The following is a 15658-nucleotide window of genomic DNA, read 5'->3' on the forward strand; positions in this document are numbered from 1 at the left end:
CAGTCCGGCCTGGGCGAGTTCGGCGTGCTGTCGCTGCTCGTGCTGCTGCTGGTGGCGGTGGGCATGGTGCTGGACGGCGTCTCGATCTTCCTGATCTTCGTGCCGCTGATGATGCCGATCATCAACCACTACCACTGGGACGTGGTCTGGTTCGGCGTGCTGCTCACGCTGCTGGTCGCGCTGGGGCAGTTCACCCCGCCGATGGCCGTGAACCTGATGGTGACGTGCCGCATCGCCGGCGTGCGGATGGAAGACACCCTGCGCTGGATCGGCTGGCTCATCGCGGCGATGCTGCTGGTGGCCGTGCTCGTGATCGTCTTCCCCTCGCTCGCGCTGTGGCTGCCGCAAGCCCTCGGCTACTGATTCCCTGCTTCCCGCTGATTCACCCAAGGAGACCGTTGTCATGAAAGTGCGTTCCTTCCTCAAGCTCGCGGCCGCGGCTGCCGCGCTGGCCTTCGCCGCCGCGGCGCCGGCGCAGACCTACAAGTCCGAATACAAGATGTCGCTGGTCGTCGGCACGGCCTTCCCCTGGGGCCAGGGCGGCCAGATCTGGGCCGACCTGGTGCGCGAGCGCACCAAGGGCCGCATCAACATCAAGCTGTACCCCGGCGTGTCGCTGGTGCAGGGCGACCAGACGCGCGAGTTCACCGCCATCCGCCAGGGCGTGATCGACATGGCGATCGGCTCCACCATCAACTGGTCGCCCCAGGTGAAGGAGCTGAACCTGTTCTCCATGCCCTTCCTGATGCCGGACTACGCCGCCATCGACGCGCTGACGCACGGCGACGTGGGCAAGCGCATCTTCGCCACGCTGGACCGCGCCGGCGTCGTGCCGCTGGCCTGGGGCGAGAACGGCTACCGCGAGATCACCAATTCGAAGAAGCCGATCAAGTCGCCCGGCGACCTCAAGGGCATGAAGATCCGCGTGGTCGGCTCGCCGCTGTTCCTGGACACCTTCACCGCGCTGGGCGCCAACCCGACGCAAATGAGCTGGGCCGACGCGCAGCCGGCGCTGGCCAGCGGCGCCGTGGACGGCCAGGAGAACCCGATGTCGATCTTCACGGCCGCCAAGCTGCACACGGTGGGCCAGAAGCACGTCACGATGTGGGGCTACGTGGCCGACCCGCTGGTGTTCGTGGTGAACAAGGACGTGTGGAACTCCTGGACGCCGGCCGACCGCGAGATCGTGCGCCAGGCCGCGCTGGATGCCGGCAAGCAGCAGGTCGCCATCGCCCGCAAGGGCCTGGCCGAGGCCGACAAGCCGCTGCTGAAGGAGATCGGTGCGCTGGGCGTGACCGTCACGCACCTGAGCCCCGCCGAGCGCGACGCCTTCGTGAAGGTCACGCGCCCGGTCTACGACAAGTGGAAGAACACCATCGGCGCCGACCTGGTGGGCGCGGCCGAGAAGGCGATCGCGGCGCGCAAGCAGTAAGCCGGGCGCGCATCGGACAAGCCGCCTGCGGGCGGCTTTTTTCTCCCATGAAGGACCTCCCGTGAATTCCCTGTGCCGCCTGGGCGCGACCGAAGCCGTCGCGCTGCTGAAGAAAGGCGAAGTCTCCCCGCTGGAACTGGTCGATGCGGCCGCGGCGCGCATCGCCGAAACCGACGGCGTGCTCAACGCCATCCCCATCCTGTGCCTCGATCGCGCACGCGAGCAGCCCCAGCGCGTGATGCAGCAGCGGCGCGAGGAGCATCCGCCGCACTACCTGCACGGCCTGCCCATCGCGGTGAAGGACAACGTGCACGTGCAGGGCGTGCGCTGCACCATGGGCTCGCCCATCCTTGCCACCCAGGTCTCGGCCGAATCCGATCCCTGCGTGCAGCGGCTGGAGGCCCATGGCGCACTGGTGATCGGCAAGTCCAACATTCCCGAGTTCGCGGCCGGCGGCAACACCTTCAACGAGGTGTTCGGCATCACCCGCAACCCCTGGAACACCGCGCGCACGCCGGGCGGCTCCTCGGGCGGCACGGCCGCCGCGCTGGCTTCGGGCCAGGTCTGGCTGGGCACCGGCAACGATTTCGGCGGCAGCATCCGCCTGCCTGCGAGCTTCTGCTCGCTGGTCGGCCTGCGGCCCACCGCCGGCCTGGTGCCGCGCATCCAGAAGCAGGCGTATTCGCCACTCAACGTCGAAGGGCCGATGGCGCGCTCGGTCGCGGACTGCGCGCTGATGCTGGAGTGCGAAGCCGGCTGGCATCCGCTCGATCCGCTGTCGTGGCCGGTGCAGCCGGGCGCGTACCTCGCGGCGGCGCGCGAGCCGCAGCCGCCGCGCCGCATCGCCTTCAGCCTGGACCTCGGCATCTATCCCGCGCTCGATGAGGAGGTTGCGCGCGTGTGCGGCGAGGCCGCGCGCAAGCTGCAGGCGGCAGGCTGCGCGGTGGAGGAAACGCACCCCGACCTGCGCGATGCCTACGAAACCTTCCAGGTGCTGCGCGGCGCCGCCTTCGTGGCCAACATGGGCGCGATGCTCGAACAGCACCGCTCGCAATTGAAGCCGGAGGTGATCGCCAACGCGGAGTACGGTTTCGGCCTGCGCGCGGCCGAGATCGCCCGCGCCGAAATCGCGCAAGGCGAGATCGTGCGCCGCATGGCCCGCTTCCTCGGCGAGCACGAGATCCTCATTTGCCCGACGGCGATGACGCCGGCGATCCCGGTGGAGCAGCGCTACCTGCAAAGCCTGAACGGCGTGGCCCTCGAGGGCTACCTGGGCTGGCTGCTGTCCACGTGCGCCATCTCCGTCACCGGCTGCCCCGTGCTCGCCCTGCCCTGCGGCTTCACCCGCGACGGCCTGCCCGTGGGGCTGCAGGTGATCGGGGCGCCGCGCACCGAAGCACGGCTGCTGCAGATCGGCGCCTGGATGGAGCAGGTGCTGGGCGTGGGGCCGCTCACGCCGATCGACCCCCGCGCGCACGCCTGAGGGCCACGCGCGCCCGCGCCCGGTCAGCGGGGCTGCAGACGCAGGCCCACGATCTTCACGTTGGCGAGCGTGGAGACGAAGCGCAGATCGCCCCCCTCGACGAACACGTGCAGCGTGAGCGCGCCCGTGACCTGGTCGCAGGCCAGTTGCAGCGCGCCCGCGTCCAGCAGCGCGTTCTGCACCGACACGGAGGCCATTTCGGCGCTGATGCCGCGGCCGACCGCTTCGGAGTGGACGCGGATGGCGTTGCGGCGCTCGGCGCGACCCGTGAGCTCCGCTTGCACGCCCGGCGCGCCGAAGCGCCCGTCGCCGAGCTGCAGGTCGCCCGACAGCGCCGTGCGGTCGAACAGCTGCCGCGCCTGGTCGGTGATGCCCATGCCCAGGCCCTTCGCCGGCTGGCGCAGCAGCGCCTCGGCGAAAGGCTGCAGTTGGAGATGGCCGCGGTCCGTGACCCGCGCTCCCAGGAAGGCGCCGCGCCGCTCGAACTCCGCACCGACCACCGGCATGCACGTGAACTGGTACAGGTAGCTGCGCCCGTTGGGAGCATCGACATACACCCCGAGCCGGCTGACGCCCATGCGCGAATCCGGGCCGACGTGCTCCACGGTCGCTTCGTTGAAGTCGACCCGGCCGCGGCGGATCGGCACCGTCACGTCGGCGTCGAACAGCAGGTGCGCATCCACGATTTCCGCCCGGATCGTGCCGTCCGCGGCAGCGAGCGGCCCGAGCGACCAGGGCCCGGCCGCTGCGGCAGCGCCCGCAGGCAGCGCCTGCACCTCCGCAGGCAGCGCCAAGGGGCCCTGGACCTTCACGCCGAACAGTTCGGCGCTGGCCGCCTGGCCGGAGCGCAGGCGCAGCCGGCCCGCCTCGGCCTGCAGCTGCAGCGCGAGCTGGTGCAGCGCGATGCGGTCGATCTCGAGCACGAGCGGCCCCAGGGCCACCCGCAGCGCCGCCGCATCGAACCGGCGGATGCCGATCTCGAGCGCCCCGTCGCCCTGGGGTTGCAGCGTGAGGCCGTCGATGGAGAAGCGATTGTTCCCGCCCTGGGCCGTGGAGCCGAGCTCCAGGCCGAGCAGGACGTGCAGGAGGGAAGCGGCGAGCGCGTCGGCCATGAAGCTTGCGGCAAGAGTCGCCGCCGCATCCTAGTGCAGGCCGGCCCGGCCGGGGGCCGGCTTTGCGCGTCAGCGGGCCGTGGTCGCGTGCCGATGCTCCATCCGGTCGTCGTGGTGGTGATGGCGCCCGCGCAGCCCCAGCAGGCCGACCAGGCCCAGCAGGCCGATCCAGCCCATGTCGCGGTCGTTGTCGCCGCGGGTGTCCATGCTGTCCGGCCCCGCGCCCATGGTCTGGGTGGCGGTGCTCTGCGAGTCGTTGCTCGGCGTGGTGGTCGTCGTGGAGGAATCCTGCGCCATCACGGGCATCGCGCAGGCGGCGCCGAGCGTCACGACGGCGGCGAGGCGGCTGATGGAATGCTTGTTCATCTGTGCTCTCCTTGAGTGGAATGAGCTCACCATCGGCCGCGGCGCGGGGCGCGTCAGTCGGAGCGCGATCCATGCGGCGGCCGGCGTGCTCTTCCACCGTGTCCGCCAGGGGAGGCTCAGCGCAGCGGCGGGTCTGCCCCGCGGCAGCGGACGCGTCCTACTTGAAAAGCTGATCCGGGATCAGCTTGTCCAGTGCGTGTGGAACTTGCCGGCGCGGTCCAGCCGCTCGTACTTGTGGGCGCCGAAGTAGTCGCGCTGGGCCTGCAGCAGGTTGGCCGGCAGGCGCTCGGCGCGGTAGCTGTCGTAGTAGGCCAGCGCGCTCATGAAGGCCGGCACCGGCACGCCGTGCAGCGCCGCCGTGGCGACCACTTCGCGCAGCGCCTGCTGGCAGCCTTCCATCACGCCGGCGAAGTGCGGATCCACCAGCAGGTTGGCCAGCTTCGCGTCGCGCGCATAGGCGTTGCGGATGTCCTCCAGCAGGCGGGCGCGGATGATGCACCCGGCGCGCCAGAGGCCGGCGATGGTGCCGAAGGAGAGATCCCAGCTGTATTCGCGGCCCGCCGCGGAAAGCAGCGCGAAGCCCTGCGCATAGGCGCAGATCTTGGCTGCCAGCAGCGCGCAGCGGACCTTCTCGACGAAGGCGGCTCGCTCGCCGGCGAACTTCACCTTGGGGCCGGACAGCACGCGCGCCGCCGCAGCACGCTAGCCGCGCACGGCGCTCACGGTGCGGGCGAACACCGCATCGGCGATGGTGGGCGCGGTCACGCCCAGGTCCAGCGCGACCTGGCTCGCCCACTTGCCTGTGCCCTTCTGTTCCGCCGTGTCGACGATCACGTCCACCAGCGCACCGCCGCTGTCGGGATCCGTGCGCGAGAGGATGTCGGCGGTGATGCCCACGAGATAGCTGGAAAGCTCGCCGCGGTTCCACTCGGCGAACACGTCGCTCATCTCGCGCGGCTGCATTCCCAGCAGCTGCTGCAGCAGGAAATAGGCTTCGCAGATGGTCTGCATGTCGGCGTACTCGATGCCGTTGTGGACCATCTTGACGAAGTGGCCGGACGCATCGGGGCCGATCCAGTCGCAGCAGGGCGTGCCGTCATCGGCGCGGGCGGCGATGGCCTGCAGCAGCGGCTGCACCACCGCCCAAGCCTGCGCATCGCCGCCGGGCATGATCGAAGGCCCGCGCAGCGCGCCCTCCTCGCCGCCGCTGATGCCGGCGCCGACGAACAGGATGCCGGTGCCGGTGAGCTCCGCGATGCGGCGCTGGGTGTCGGAAAAGCGGGTGTTGCCGCCGTCGATCACCACGTCGCCGGGATAGAGCAGCGGCCGCAGCTCGCGCAGCACGGCGTCCACCGGCGCGCCGGCCGGCACCATCAGCAGCAGCACGCGCGGGGTGCGCAGGGAGGCCACCAGTTCCTGCAGCGAGCGCGGCGCGGCCGCGCCGGTGCGTTGCGCGAAGGCGGCGCGCTTGTGCTCTTCCAGGTCGAAGCCCGTGACCGCGAAGCCGTGGCCGTGGAGATTGAGGGCGAGGTTCTCGCCCATGACGCCCAGCCCCACCAGGGCGACGTCGTAAGACTGCGGGGATTCCATCCCCCGATTGTCCCCGCTGGCGCTTTCGCGCGCTCGGATGCGGGTCAGTGCTCCAGCGCGCCGAAAGCCGATTCGCGCGCCGGCGGCAGCGCGCGGCGGCGCGCGCCCACCGGTTTGTCGGCGGCCAGCCCGGTCTCGAGCCCGTGCGTGTGGCGCGCGAACAGCCGGGCGTAGTAGCCGCGCTGCGCCATCAGCTCGGAATGCGTGCCGCTGGCCTCGATGCGGCCGTTGCGCATCACCACGATGCGATCGGCGTCGACCACGGTGGAGAGCCGGTGCGCCACCACCAGCGTGGTCCGGCCGGCCGTCAGGCGCTTCAGCGCCTCCTGCACCAGCGCCTCGCTTTCGTTGTCGAGCGCGCTGGTGGCTTCGTCCAGCACCAGGATCGGCGGGTTCTTCAGGATCGCGCGTGCGATCGCGATGCGCTGCTTCTGCCCGCCCGAGAGGCCCGCGCCGCGCTCGCCCACCACGGTGTCGTAGCCCTCCGGCAGCGCCGCGATGAACTCGTGCGCGTTGGCCGCCCGCGCCGCGGCCTCGGCCTGCTCGCGCGTGGCGCCGGGCGTGCCGTAGGTGATGTTGGCCAGCAGCGTGTCGTTGAACAGGTGCACGTCCTGCATCACGGTGCCGACCTGCTCGCGCAGCGACTTCTGGGTGCAGAAGCGCAGGTCCTCGCCGTCGACCAGGATGCGGCCGGCGGTCGGCGCATGCAGGCGCTCCAGCAGCGACACCAGGGTGGACTTGCCGCAGCCGCTGGGGCCCACCAGGGCGACGGTCTGGCCCGGCTCGACGGCGAGCGACACCTCGCGCAGCACCGGCCGGCCCTCGCCGTACGCGAAGGAGACGCCCTCGAATTGCACCGCCCCGTGCGCGACCACCAGCTCGCGCGCGCCCGGCAGGTCCGCCACCGGATCCGGCGCGTCGAGGATGGTGCAGACCTGGTCCAGCGACACGCCGGCGCGGCGCACGGTGGCGTAGATGTTGGTCAGGCCCTGGATCGGGCCGAACAGGCCGCCCACATACTGCAGCGCGGCCACCAGGGTGCCGACCGTGCCCTGCCCGTTCAGCACCAGCCAGGCGCCCAGGCCGGCGACCGACAGGCGCGCGGCGGCTGCCGAGAGGCCCTGCAGCGAACTGGTGCGGGCGTCGCGGCGCGCGCCGCGCGTGACGCGGGCGTTGCCCTGCGCCACCGCCTCGAGGAAGCGCCGCGTCTCGGCCTTCTCCATCGCGAAGCCCTTCACCGTGCGGATACCGGACAGCACCTCGGTCCAGCGGCCGAAGGTGGCGCTCCAGTGCGCCAGCAGCGCCTTGTCGCGCCGGGTCTGCTCCGGCGCGGCGCGCATGCCGATCAGCGCCGGCAGCGGGGCGAAGACGCAGATCGCCAGCGCCAGCCGCCAATCGAGTTGCAGCAGCGCGAGCAGCGCCAGCACCAGGTAGACGATGGCCGGCAGGGCCCGGAAGCCCAGCTCCGCGACGGCCGACACGAAGCCGTTGATGGAGGTGTTGACGCGGTTGATCGTGGCGCCCACCGTCTGCTGCTGGTGGAAGGTCAGGGGCAGCTGGTGCAGCCGGGCCGTCACGCGCTGGCGCAGCGCGAAATCGAGATCCAGGCGGACGCGCCAGCTGCGCGTCTCCAGCAGGCGGCCGAGCCAGACCTGGGCCAGTTCGGCGGCGGCGACCAGGAGCAGGGCGTAGAAGACGGCGTGGCCCACCTTGCCGGGCAGCGGGCGCGCCCCCGGCAGCTGCGCGGCCGCGACCCGCGTCAGCGTGTCGACCAGGGCCATGACGGCCAGCGGGGTGACGGCACTCACGGCGGCCAGCAGCAGCGCGAGCACCAGCACCTTGGCGATCGGCCGCTCGAAGCCCTGCAGCCAGGGCAGAGCGCGGACGGCGAACGCGCGCCAGCCGGCGGCGGATGCGGCGGGCTGGCGGACAATGGAGTTTTCGATCGAGAGGGTGGCCATGGAGGGGGCGCTGTGGCGCGCCGATACTCTAATGGCCACGGTTGAGTACGGTTGACAGCCGTCAACCGGGATCGTCCCAGTCGGAAGCACCCGATCGGCGGAAAGCAGGAATTTCGCACGGCCGATCCGCTCCGTCCTTCACCCGCAGGGCGTGAATCCAGCGGTTTGCCGCGCCGGTGCGGGGTCCTCGCCTGCGCGGGACGGTGAAAAGGGATTTCTTGACCGGGGACAGAGCTGGCTTATTTCGACGGTCGGGCGACAATGCTCATCCTTGTCACCGTCGACACATATAAACACAATTCGGAGATGCTCCTGCCCCGCTTGCGCATGGCCCTGGTCGGCTTTCCCGATCCGGCCCTTCCCCAGACCTTGTTGCGCGCCCGCAGCCGCCCCGGGTGGGAGACTGCTTCGCTCGACGATGCCGATGCCCTCTGGGTGGCGGGCCAGTCCGCGCGCATGGAGTCGGACGGGCTGGTGCGGGTGTGGAACGGCGAGGGCAAGCCCGCGGTGGTGCTGCACCTGAACTCGCTGCAGCGGCCGCTCACCTTCACGCAGCCGCTGGTCGATCCTCGCCTGCAGGTGGCGGACCGGGTCGACCTCCACAACCCAGGCAACGTCGACCAGGCGCTGCGTCGCACCGAGCAGTTCCTGCGCGCGGTGCTGCTGCAACTGACGATGGGGCAGCAGATCGCCGAGCGGCTGCTCACGCTGACCGCCCACACCTACCACGTGACCCTGAAGGAAAAGCTGGTGGCGGTGGTGAGCGTGCCCGGGCGCATGGGCATCGAGCTGAGCACCGACCCCGAGGAGCTGGCCGAGGCGCGCTGGGTGGCCCGGCCGCCCCACGCCCGGGACATCCCGAAGTGGTTCCTGCCCACCAGCTTCGCCGAGTGCCTGTGGCTCTACGCGAGCCGCACCCGCACCGAGCTGCTGCCGCACCGCTATCGCAGCGCACCGCTCTACTTCCGCTGCGTGCCGCCGGTGCCGCAGCGCCTGATGCAGAACGTGCACTACGCCGTGCTGGCCGAACTGGCCACGGCGCCGCGCACCTTCGCCGAACTGCAGGAGGCCATCGGCCTGCCGGAGCCGGAACTCGACGCGGCCCTGACGGTGCTCTACTTCGCCGGCAGCATCACCTGCAACGCGGCGCGGGCGGCACGTGGCGGTGCGGCCTCCACCCGCGACGCCGTCACGGCCAGCGAGCTGCGCAACTCCATCTTCCCGCCCGTCGCACCGGCTCCGGGCGTGCCGGACGCCACGATGCCGGCGCCGCTGGAGTGGCGGCCGTAGCTTCCTGCGCCGCAGGGAACCGGGCCGCCCTCACCCCGGGCTCCTAGAAGCGGGTCGCGATCCCCACCGCGATGGCGCGCTTGGCCGTCAGCTGCACGCCGTTGACGTTCTGGTGCAGCGGGTGCTGGTAGAAGGCGTAGATGCGCATGCGGTCGTTGAGGTCGTAGCTCACGCCGGGGCTGAGGAAATAGGAGCGGCTGCCGCTGTCGTCCGGCTCGGCCTCGGCCCCGCGGTCGCGCTGCTTCACCACCGCATTGAGCTGCAGCAGGCCGGAGAACCTCTCGCCCAGGCGGCGCGCATAGCCCAGGTCCGCCGTGAGCTGCGTGCCGGGCGCGAACTCGTCGTGCTTGTTCAGCGGATGCTGCAGCTGCACCTGGGCGAACCAGGAGCCGGTGTCCGACAACTGCTGGTGGAAGAAGGCGCCGACGATGGCGTCGGTGGTGCCGGAGCCGGGCTGCAGGCTGCGCTCGGCCTCGTCGCCGGCGTCGTTGGACACGCCGGTGCGGCCCGTGGGCAACTTGAGGCCGAAGATCACGCCGGCGTTGCTGGTGCCGTCGCCCACCGGCTGCTGGTAGCGCCCGGTCACGCGCAGGTCGCCGATCTCGCGGAAGTCCCATCGCTCCGGCAGCTGGCCGCCCTGGTGGTTGTGGATGTGGAAGTGCTTGCGGTCCACGATCGGCAGCGTGACCGAGTAGCCCCAGCCGGAGGCGAAGCCGCGGCTGTAGGTGGCCAGCAGGTTGCGGTTGGCGGTGCTGACCTCGTCGTGGTGGTGGCCCGGGATCTCGCCCACGCCGATGCGGCGCGAGCCGGTGCGCGGCTGGTCCTGGTTGATGTATTCGTAGCGCAGGTCCAGCACGCCGCCTTCGGCCAGGCCGAGGGCGTCCGTCGCCCAGTCGGTGTTGATGGAACAGAAGGCGGAGCCGCAGCTCGCGTGCGCGGCGGCGGCGGTGAGGGAAACGGCGGCGACGGCGAGCATGCGCGCCGCGCTGCGGGAAAGGTGGTCCACGGTATCTCCTGATCAGGGCAAGGCGATCCGCCGGCGGCGCCGGAGGATCCGAAGGAAGGCGTTGGCGGGGTCAGGAGAAGCGGGGCGGGCCGCGCGCCGGCGGCTGGGCGAGCGCCTCGCCGCGCGGAGCGGCGGCGGACAGCGCCTGCACCAGGACGGCGCGGGCCTGCAGCGCCGCGGGGGGCGCGGGCTGCTGCGGCGGCGGCGCGGCCGAGAACAGGCAGCCCGGGCACTGCACGAGGTGCCTGGCGCCGGTGTGGGCGCCCTTGCCGTGTTCGGCGGCTTCCTCGTCGCAGTCGTGCCCCGCTTGCGCGGGGTGGTCGCCGTCCGCGTGCCCGTGCTGGGTCGCGGCCGCCAGCGTGTGCTGCTGGCTGGCGGCCGTCGGCACCGGCGGCAGCCCGAGCAGCGCGGTCGCCTGCAAGGCCGCGAACCACAGCAGGACCCACGCGGCGACGAGCCGCGCGGACCGCCGGGATCGGGCCAGGGCGAACATGCCCGGATTGTCCCCGATCCAGCACAGATCCTTACAATGAACCCATGAGAAAGCGCCTTTTTCTCGCCCTCGCGGCGGCCCTGGCGCTGGGCGGCGCCGGCAGCGCCCTGGCCCAGGCCGGCCGCTTCGATCCATCCCGCGACGCGGTGGCGGACGTGGAGCAGGCGGTGGCGCGGGCGCGCGCCCAGGGCAAGTCGGTGCTGATCGACGTGGGCGGCGAGTGGTGCGCCTGGTGCCACATCCTCGATCGCTTCATCGCCGCGCGGCCCGAGGTGCAGCGCACCCTCGACCAGCACTACCTGCTGGTGAAGGTGAACTGGTCGCCCCAGAACCGCAACGAGAAGCTGCTTTCGCGCTGGCCCAAACCGAGCGGCTATCCGCACTTCTACGTGCTCGATGGCGACGGCCGCCTGCTCGTTTCGCAGGCCACCAGCGAGCTCGAGGCCGGCCACGACTACGACGAGGCGAAGGTGCTCGCCTTCCTGCGCCGCTACGCGCCGGCGGTGCGGTAGGCCCGGCCGGCGAACGCGGCCAGGTCGGGGAATGCGCCGGGGCATGGCCACCCCGCCCTACACTGTGGCCATGCGCCGTCTCCCGAGCTTCGCCGTCTTCCTTTTCGGCGCGCTCCTGTTCCTGCTGCTGCCGGCGCTGGCCGCCGCGCGCGGGCCGCAGGCGGTGCAAGGCGTGCTCGAACTGCCGGCGCGCATCGAGCGCCCGCTGCCGCTGGCGGGCGAGTGGGGCTTCGCCTGGCAGCAGTTCGTGGATCCGCACTGGCAGCTGCTGCCCACGCAAGCCTTTGCGCCGGTGCCTTCGAGCTGGAACGAGATTCCCGGCAAGCCGGAAGGCGAGAACGGCTGGGGCAGCTACGTGCTGCAGGTCAACTGCCCGGCGGGCCAGACGCTCACGGTCGAAGCCATCGGCCAGCGCACCGCCTCGCGCCTGTTCATCAACGGCACCGAGGTCGCCTCCCATGGCCGGCCCGGCGCCGAATCGCAGGCGAGCTGGGCCGCCGTGCCCAACCGGGTGCCGCTGTCGCCCGGCTACGCCTGCCCGCTGCGCCTGACGCTGCACATCTCCAATTTCGACCACCGCGCCGGCGGCTTCGTGCGGCCGATGTGGATCGGCCCGCGCGCGGTGCTGGAGCAGGCGCGCGAGGTGCGCCTGATGGATTACGCGGCGCTGCTCACGGTCTACGGGGTCACGGGCGCGGTGGCGCTGATCTTCTTCGCCGTGCGCCGGCGCGAGCGCATCCCGCTGGTGTTCGGCCTGTTCTGCCTGGCCTTCGCGCTGTATACGGACCTGATCGGCGAGCGGCTCGTGCTGCGCGTGTTCCCGTCCGACGTCGGCTGGTTCGGCTACATGCGGGCCGAGTACCTCTCCTGGCTCGCCTCCATGGCCTTGTTCCTGCTGACGCTGCGCGGCCTGTTCCCGCTGGAGATTCCGCTCCGTGCCGTCAACGTGGTGCTGGCCGCGCTGGGGCTGGCCGGCGTCGCCGTGCTGGGGCTGCCGCCGGCGATCTACTCCTACCTGGTCGTTCCGGGGCAGGCGATCGCGGTCGGCGTCTCGGTGCTGCTGGCCGCAGCGATGCTGCGCTCGGCCCGCGCGGGCAACCCGGACGCGCGCGTGCTGCTGGTCGGGATGCTGGCAGTGCTGGCCAGCCTGGCGCTCGACCTGCTGCGCATCGATGTGCCGGGGCCGGACCGCAAGTTCGCCACCCTCGGCTTCGCCCTCTTCCTGCTCTCGCCCGCGGTGGTGATCGCCCGGCGCATGCACGCGGCGCTCAACGCCGAGGAGCGCAGCCGCTCGCTGGAGGAGAACGCCCGCCTGCGCGAGGACGTGGAGCGCATCGCGCGCCACGACCTCAAGACCCCGCTGAACAGCATCCTGGGCGCGGCGCGGCTGCTGCACGACGACGCCCGCCTCGCGCCCGACCAGCAGGAGCTGGTGGGCGTGCTGCAACGCGCCGGCCTCCACATGCTGGAGATGGTGAACCTCTCGCTGGGCCTGTTCCGCATGGAGACCGGCAGCTACGAGCTGCGGCCGCAGGCCGTGAACCTGCGCGAAGTCGTCGCCCGCGTGCTGGTGGACCTGCGCCCCTACGCGGAGGCGCACCGGGTCGCCTTGCACTGGGAGGGCGCGCGGGGGGCGGCGGTGCACGTGCGCGGCGAGGAGCTGCTGTGCTATTCCATCATCGCCAACCTGGTGAAGAACGCGGTGGAGGCGGCCGGCGCCGGTGCCCAGGTGAGCGTCGCGCTGGCCCCCGGTGACCCGGTGGCGCTGACCGTGCACAACCCGGGCGAGGTGCCGGCGGAGATCGCGGGCCGCTTCTTCGACAAGTACGTCACCAGCCAGAAGAGCGGCGGCACCGGCCTCGGCACCTACTCCGCGCGCCTGATGGCGCGGGCGCAGCACGGCGAGCTGCGCATGGCCACCGGCGCGCAAGGCACCACGCTCACGCTGACGCTGCCGGCGCTGAAGGGCGCGCCGCCGTCGCCGGCCACCACCGCCGCGCCCGAGGCGCCGCAGGACGACTGGCTGCGCACCCTGCCCGCGCGCGAGCTGCTGCTGGTGGACGACGACGAGTTCACCCGCCTGGTCACCAGCCGCATGTTGCCGAGCCCGCCTTTCCGCATCGAGACCGCGAGCAACGGGCAGGCCGCCGTCGAGGCCATGACGCGGCGCTGGCCGCACTACCTGCTGCTGGACATGGAGATGCCCTTGCGCAGCGGCATCGACACGGTGCGCTGGGCGCGCGAGCGCGAGGCCGCCCAAGGCCTGCCGCGCTGCCGCGTGGTGATGATGTCCGGCAACGACGACGAGGCCTCGGCCGCCCGCGCGCTCGCCTCCGGGGCCGACCGCTTCCTGGCGAAGCCGGTCAGCCGCGAACAGCTGCTGGCGGCGCTGCGCGAACTCGGGCAGGCGCAGCCGGTCGTGCCCGCGCACCTGCAGGGCGAGCTGTTCCTGCCGCCCCAGGCCGCGGCCCCGGGCGACGCCCCGCGGCCGGAAGACGAGCAGGTGGTGATCGACGCCGAGTGGGCCGAGGTGTTCCCGAACTTCCTGCAGCTGCAGCGCGAGACGGTCGACGCGATGGCGCTCGCATTGCAGGCCGGGCGGCGCGACGAGCTGCGCTTCCTGGCGCACCGGGCCTACGGCGCGCTCGGTGCCATGGGCCTGCACTGGGCGGCGCGCCAGAGCCGGCTGCTCGAGCAGGGCGCGGACGAAGCGGACCTGCAGGAATTGCAGCGCCGGGTGCAGGACCTGCGCGCCCACCTGGACCGCCTGCGCGTGCAGTACCGGCCGGCCGACAGCCCGCAGCGCTAGGCGGTTAGTGGCAGGCCAACGGCCCCGCGCCAGCGCGGCCTGGCGTCCTGCGCAAGAATCGCGCTTTGCGTCCGCGCCCGCGAGGGGCGCCGTTCCCATGTCCCTGTACCGCCTGGTCGGCCGTTTCGTGCTGCGGCACCGCGCCGCCTATGCCGCCTCGGCCGTGATGCTGGTCGGCATCGCCCTCCTGATCGTCTGGATCCCGCGCCAGATCGGCCACGTGGTCGATGGCCTCGCGGCCGGCCAGCTGGCGCGCGGCGCGCTGCTGCGCGAGCTGGCCTGGCTGCTGGCCGCGGGCGCCGTGGTGTACTTCCTGCGCGTCGGCTGGCGCCTGCGCCTGTACACGGCGGCCTACCGCATCGGGGTGGAACTGCGCGAGCGGCTCTACGAGCGCCTGTCGCTGCAGGGCGCGGCGTTCTACCAGCAGCACCGCACCGGCAACCTGATGGCGCTGGCCACCAACGACATCGACGCGGTGGAGATGGCCGCCGGCGAGGCGATGCTGGCCGGCTTCGACGGCACGCTCACCCTGGTGCTGGTGGTCGGGATGATGTCGCTGGGCGTGGACTGGCGGCTGGCTGCCTGCGCGATCCTGCCTTTCCCGCTGATGGCCTTCGCCTTCTGGCGCATCTCGCGCCACGTGCACGCGGCCTCGCGGCTGTCGCTGGAGCGCTTCGGCGCGCTCAACGACCAGGTGCAGGAGACCTTGTCCGGCGTGCGCACCGTGCGCGCGCTCGGCCTGCAGGCGCGCAGCGAGGCGCAGTTCACGGCGCTCGCCGGCGGCGCCGCCGCGGCCAGCCTGGATGCGCAGCGCTGGGAGGCCGCGTACGAGCCGGCGGTAGGCTGCACCTTCGCGGCGGCCACGGCGCTGGTGCTGGGCGCGGGCAGCTGGCTGGTGTGGCAGGGCCAGCTCACGGTCGGCCAGCTCACCAGCTTCAGCATGTACCTCGGGCAGCTGATCTGGCCCATGTTCGCAGCCGGCTGGGTGCTCTCGCTGCTCGAACGCGGCAAGGCGGCCTGGGGCCGGCTGCAGCCGGTGCTGGACGTGCCGCTGAGCGTCGACGACCACGGGACGGTGGCGACGGTGCGACCGGGCGCCATCGCGCTGCACGACGTGCGCTTCGCCTATGCGCCGGGCGCGCGGCCGGCGCTCGAGGGCGTCTCGCTCACGCTGGCGCCGGGGCGCACGCTGGGCCTCGTAGGCCCCACCGGCGCCGGCAAGACCACGCTGCTGAAACTGCTGCTGCGCCAGCACGCACCGCAGCGCGGCGAGCTGCGCTGGAACGGCGTGCCGCTGCCGGACTACACGCTGGCCGCGCTGCGCTCCGCGGTGGCCTGGGTGCCGCAGGAGCCCTTCCTCTTCTCCGCCTCGGTGGCCGAGAACATCGCGCTGGCCAAGCCGGGCGCCACCCGCGCCGAGGTGGAGCAGGCGGCGCGCCTGGCGGCCGTGCACGAGGACATCCAGCGCCTGCCCCGCGGCTACGACACGCCGGTAGGCGAGCGCGGCGTCACGCTCTCCGGCGGCCAGCGCCAGCGCGTGGCCATCGCGCGCGCCCTGCTCGCCGACGCGCCGCTGCTGCTGCTGGACGACGCGCTGTCGGCGG

12 protein-coding genes and 1 pseudogene are annotated in these 15658 nt (G+C 72.2%); 7 read left to right on the top strand and 6 right to left on the bottom strand.

Going from position 1 to position 15658, the window contains the following annotated elements:
* The 3 genes from VFM98_RS12480 to VFM98_RS12490 all read left to right on the top strand — a co-directional run.
* On the top strand, positions 1-363 hold a 363-nt coding region (locus tag VFM98_RS12480; protein WP_325110248.1), incomplete at its 5' end, for a TRAP transporter large permease subunit.
* A 40-nt stretch (positions 364-403) separates the two neighbouring features.
* Entirely contained in the window at positions 404-1432 is a 1029-nt protein-coding gene (locus VFM98_RS12485; RefSeq protein WP_325110249.1) for a DctP family TRAP transporter solute-binding subunit, read from the top strand.
* Positions 1433-1493: 61 nt separating this feature from the next.
* Positions 1494-2915: an amidase gene (locus tag VFM98_RS12490; RefSeq protein WP_325110250.1), complete on the top strand. Its 1422-nt coding sequence runs from the start codon at positions 1494-1496 to the stop codon at positions 2913-2915.
* 23 nt (positions 2916-2938) lie between these two features.
* Here VFM98_RS12490 and VFM98_RS12495 read toward each other — a convergent pair whose 3' ends face one another.
* The 4 genes and pseudogenes from VFM98_RS12495 to VFM98_RS12510 form a co-directional block, all read right to left on the bottom strand.
* Positions 2939-4027, bottom strand: coding sequence for a hypothetical protein (locus tag VFM98_RS12495; protein ID WP_325110251.1), 1089 nt, complete (start codon positions 4025-4027; stop codon positions 2939-2941).
* A 69-nt stretch (positions 4028-4096) separates the two neighbouring features.
* A complete protein-coding gene (locus VFM98_RS12500; RefSeq protein WP_325110252.1) occupies positions 4097-4393 on the bottom strand; it encodes a WGxxGxxG family protein in 297 nt (98 codons plus the stop codon).
* Between the two features lie 180 nt (positions 4394-4573).
* Positions 4574-5983: pseudogene (gndA, locus tag VFM98_RS12505) on the bottom strand (NADP-dependent phosphogluconate dehydrogenase).
* 44 nt (positions 5984-6027) lie between these two features.
* Positions 6028-7944 carry an ABC transporter ATP-binding protein gene (locus tag VFM98_RS12510; RefSeq protein WP_325110253.1) on the bottom strand — a complete coding sequence of 639 codons (1917 nt, stop codon included), beginning with the start codon at positions 7942-7944 and terminating at the stop codon, positions 6028-6030.
* 306 nt (positions 7945-8250) lie between these two features.
* Between VFM98_RS12510 and VFM98_RS12515 the strand changes: the two genes are divergently transcribed.
* On the top strand, positions 8251-9234 hold the full coding sequence (locus tag VFM98_RS12515) for a hypothetical protein (protein ID WP_325110254.1): 984 nt from the start codon (positions 8251-8253) through the stop codon (positions 9232-9234).
* Positions 9235-9277: 43 nt separating this feature from the next.
* Here VFM98_RS12515 and VFM98_RS12520 read toward each other — a convergent pair whose 3' ends face one another.
* Positions 9278-10240, bottom strand: coding sequence for a transporter (locus VFM98_RS12520; protein ID WP_325110255.1), 963 nt, complete (start codon positions 10238-10240; stop codon positions 9278-9280).
* Positions 10241-10310: 70 nt separating this feature from the next.
* Positions 10311-10733 (bottom strand): hypothetical protein, encoded by a 423-nt coding sequence (locus VFM98_RS12525; RefSeq protein WP_325110256.1) that lies wholly within the window; start codon positions 10731-10733, stop codon positions 10311-10313.
* Between the two features lie 44 nt (positions 10734-10777).
* Between VFM98_RS12525 and VFM98_RS12530 the strand changes: the two genes are divergently transcribed.
* The 3 genes from VFM98_RS12530 to VFM98_RS12540 form a co-directional block, all read left to right on the top strand.
* Positions 10778-11245 (top strand): thioredoxin family protein, encoded by a 468-nt coding sequence (locus tag VFM98_RS12530; protein ID WP_325110257.1) that lies wholly within the window; start codon positions 10778-10780, stop codon positions 11243-11245.
* Between the two features lie 70 nt (positions 11246-11315).
* On the top strand, positions 11316-14054 hold the full coding sequence (locus tag VFM98_RS12535) for a response regulator (RefSeq protein ID WP_325110258.1): 2739 nt from the start codon (positions 11316-11318) through the stop codon (positions 14052-14054).
* 97 nt (positions 14055-14151) lie between these two features.
* The coding region (locus VFM98_RS12540) for an ABC transporter ATP-binding protein (protein ID WP_325110259.1) at positions 14152-15658 on the top strand (1507 nt) is incomplete at its 3' end.

Source organism: Ramlibacter sp. (assembly GCF_035706265.1).
In the GTDB taxonomy this organism is placed as follows: Bacteria; Pseudomonadota; Gammaproteobacteria; order Burkholderiales; family Burkholderiaceae_C; genus Ramlibacter.

Bases quoted from the DNA above. Each gene is read 5' to 3' on its own strand.
- VFM98_RS12485 (WP_325110249.1), top strand. From the start codon at position 404: ATGAAAGTGCGTTCCTTCCTCAAGCTCGCGGCCGCGGCTGCCGCGCTG.
- VFM98_RS12495 (WP_325110251.1), bottom strand. From the start codon at position 4,027: ATGGCCGACGCGCTCGCCGCTTCCCTCCTGCACGTCCTGCTCGGCCTG.
- VFM98_RS12500 (WP_325110252.1), bottom strand. From the start codon at position 4,393: ATGAACAAGCATTCCATCAGCCGCCTCGCCGCCGTCGTGACGCTCGGC.
- VFM98_RS12510 (WP_325110253.1), bottom strand. From the start codon at position 7,944: ATGGCCACCCTCTCGATCGAAAACTCCATTGTCCGCCAGCCCGCCGCA.
- VFM98_RS12515 (WP_325110254.1), top strand. From the start codon at position 8,251: ATGCTCCTGCCCCGCTTGCGCATGGCCCTGGTCGGCTTTCCCGATCCG.
- VFM98_RS12525 (WP_325110256.1), bottom strand. From the start codon at position 10,733: ATGTTCGCCCTGGCCCGATCCCGGCGGTCCGCGCGGCTCGTCGCCGCG.
- VFM98_RS12530 (WP_325110257.1), top strand. From the start codon at position 10,778: ATGAGAAAGCGCCTTTTTCTCGCCCTCGCGGCGGCCCTGGCGCTGGGC.
- VFM98_RS12535 (WP_325110258.1), top strand. From the start codon at position 11,316: ATGCGCCGTCTCCCGAGCTTCGCCGTCTTCCTTTTCGGCGCGCTCCTG.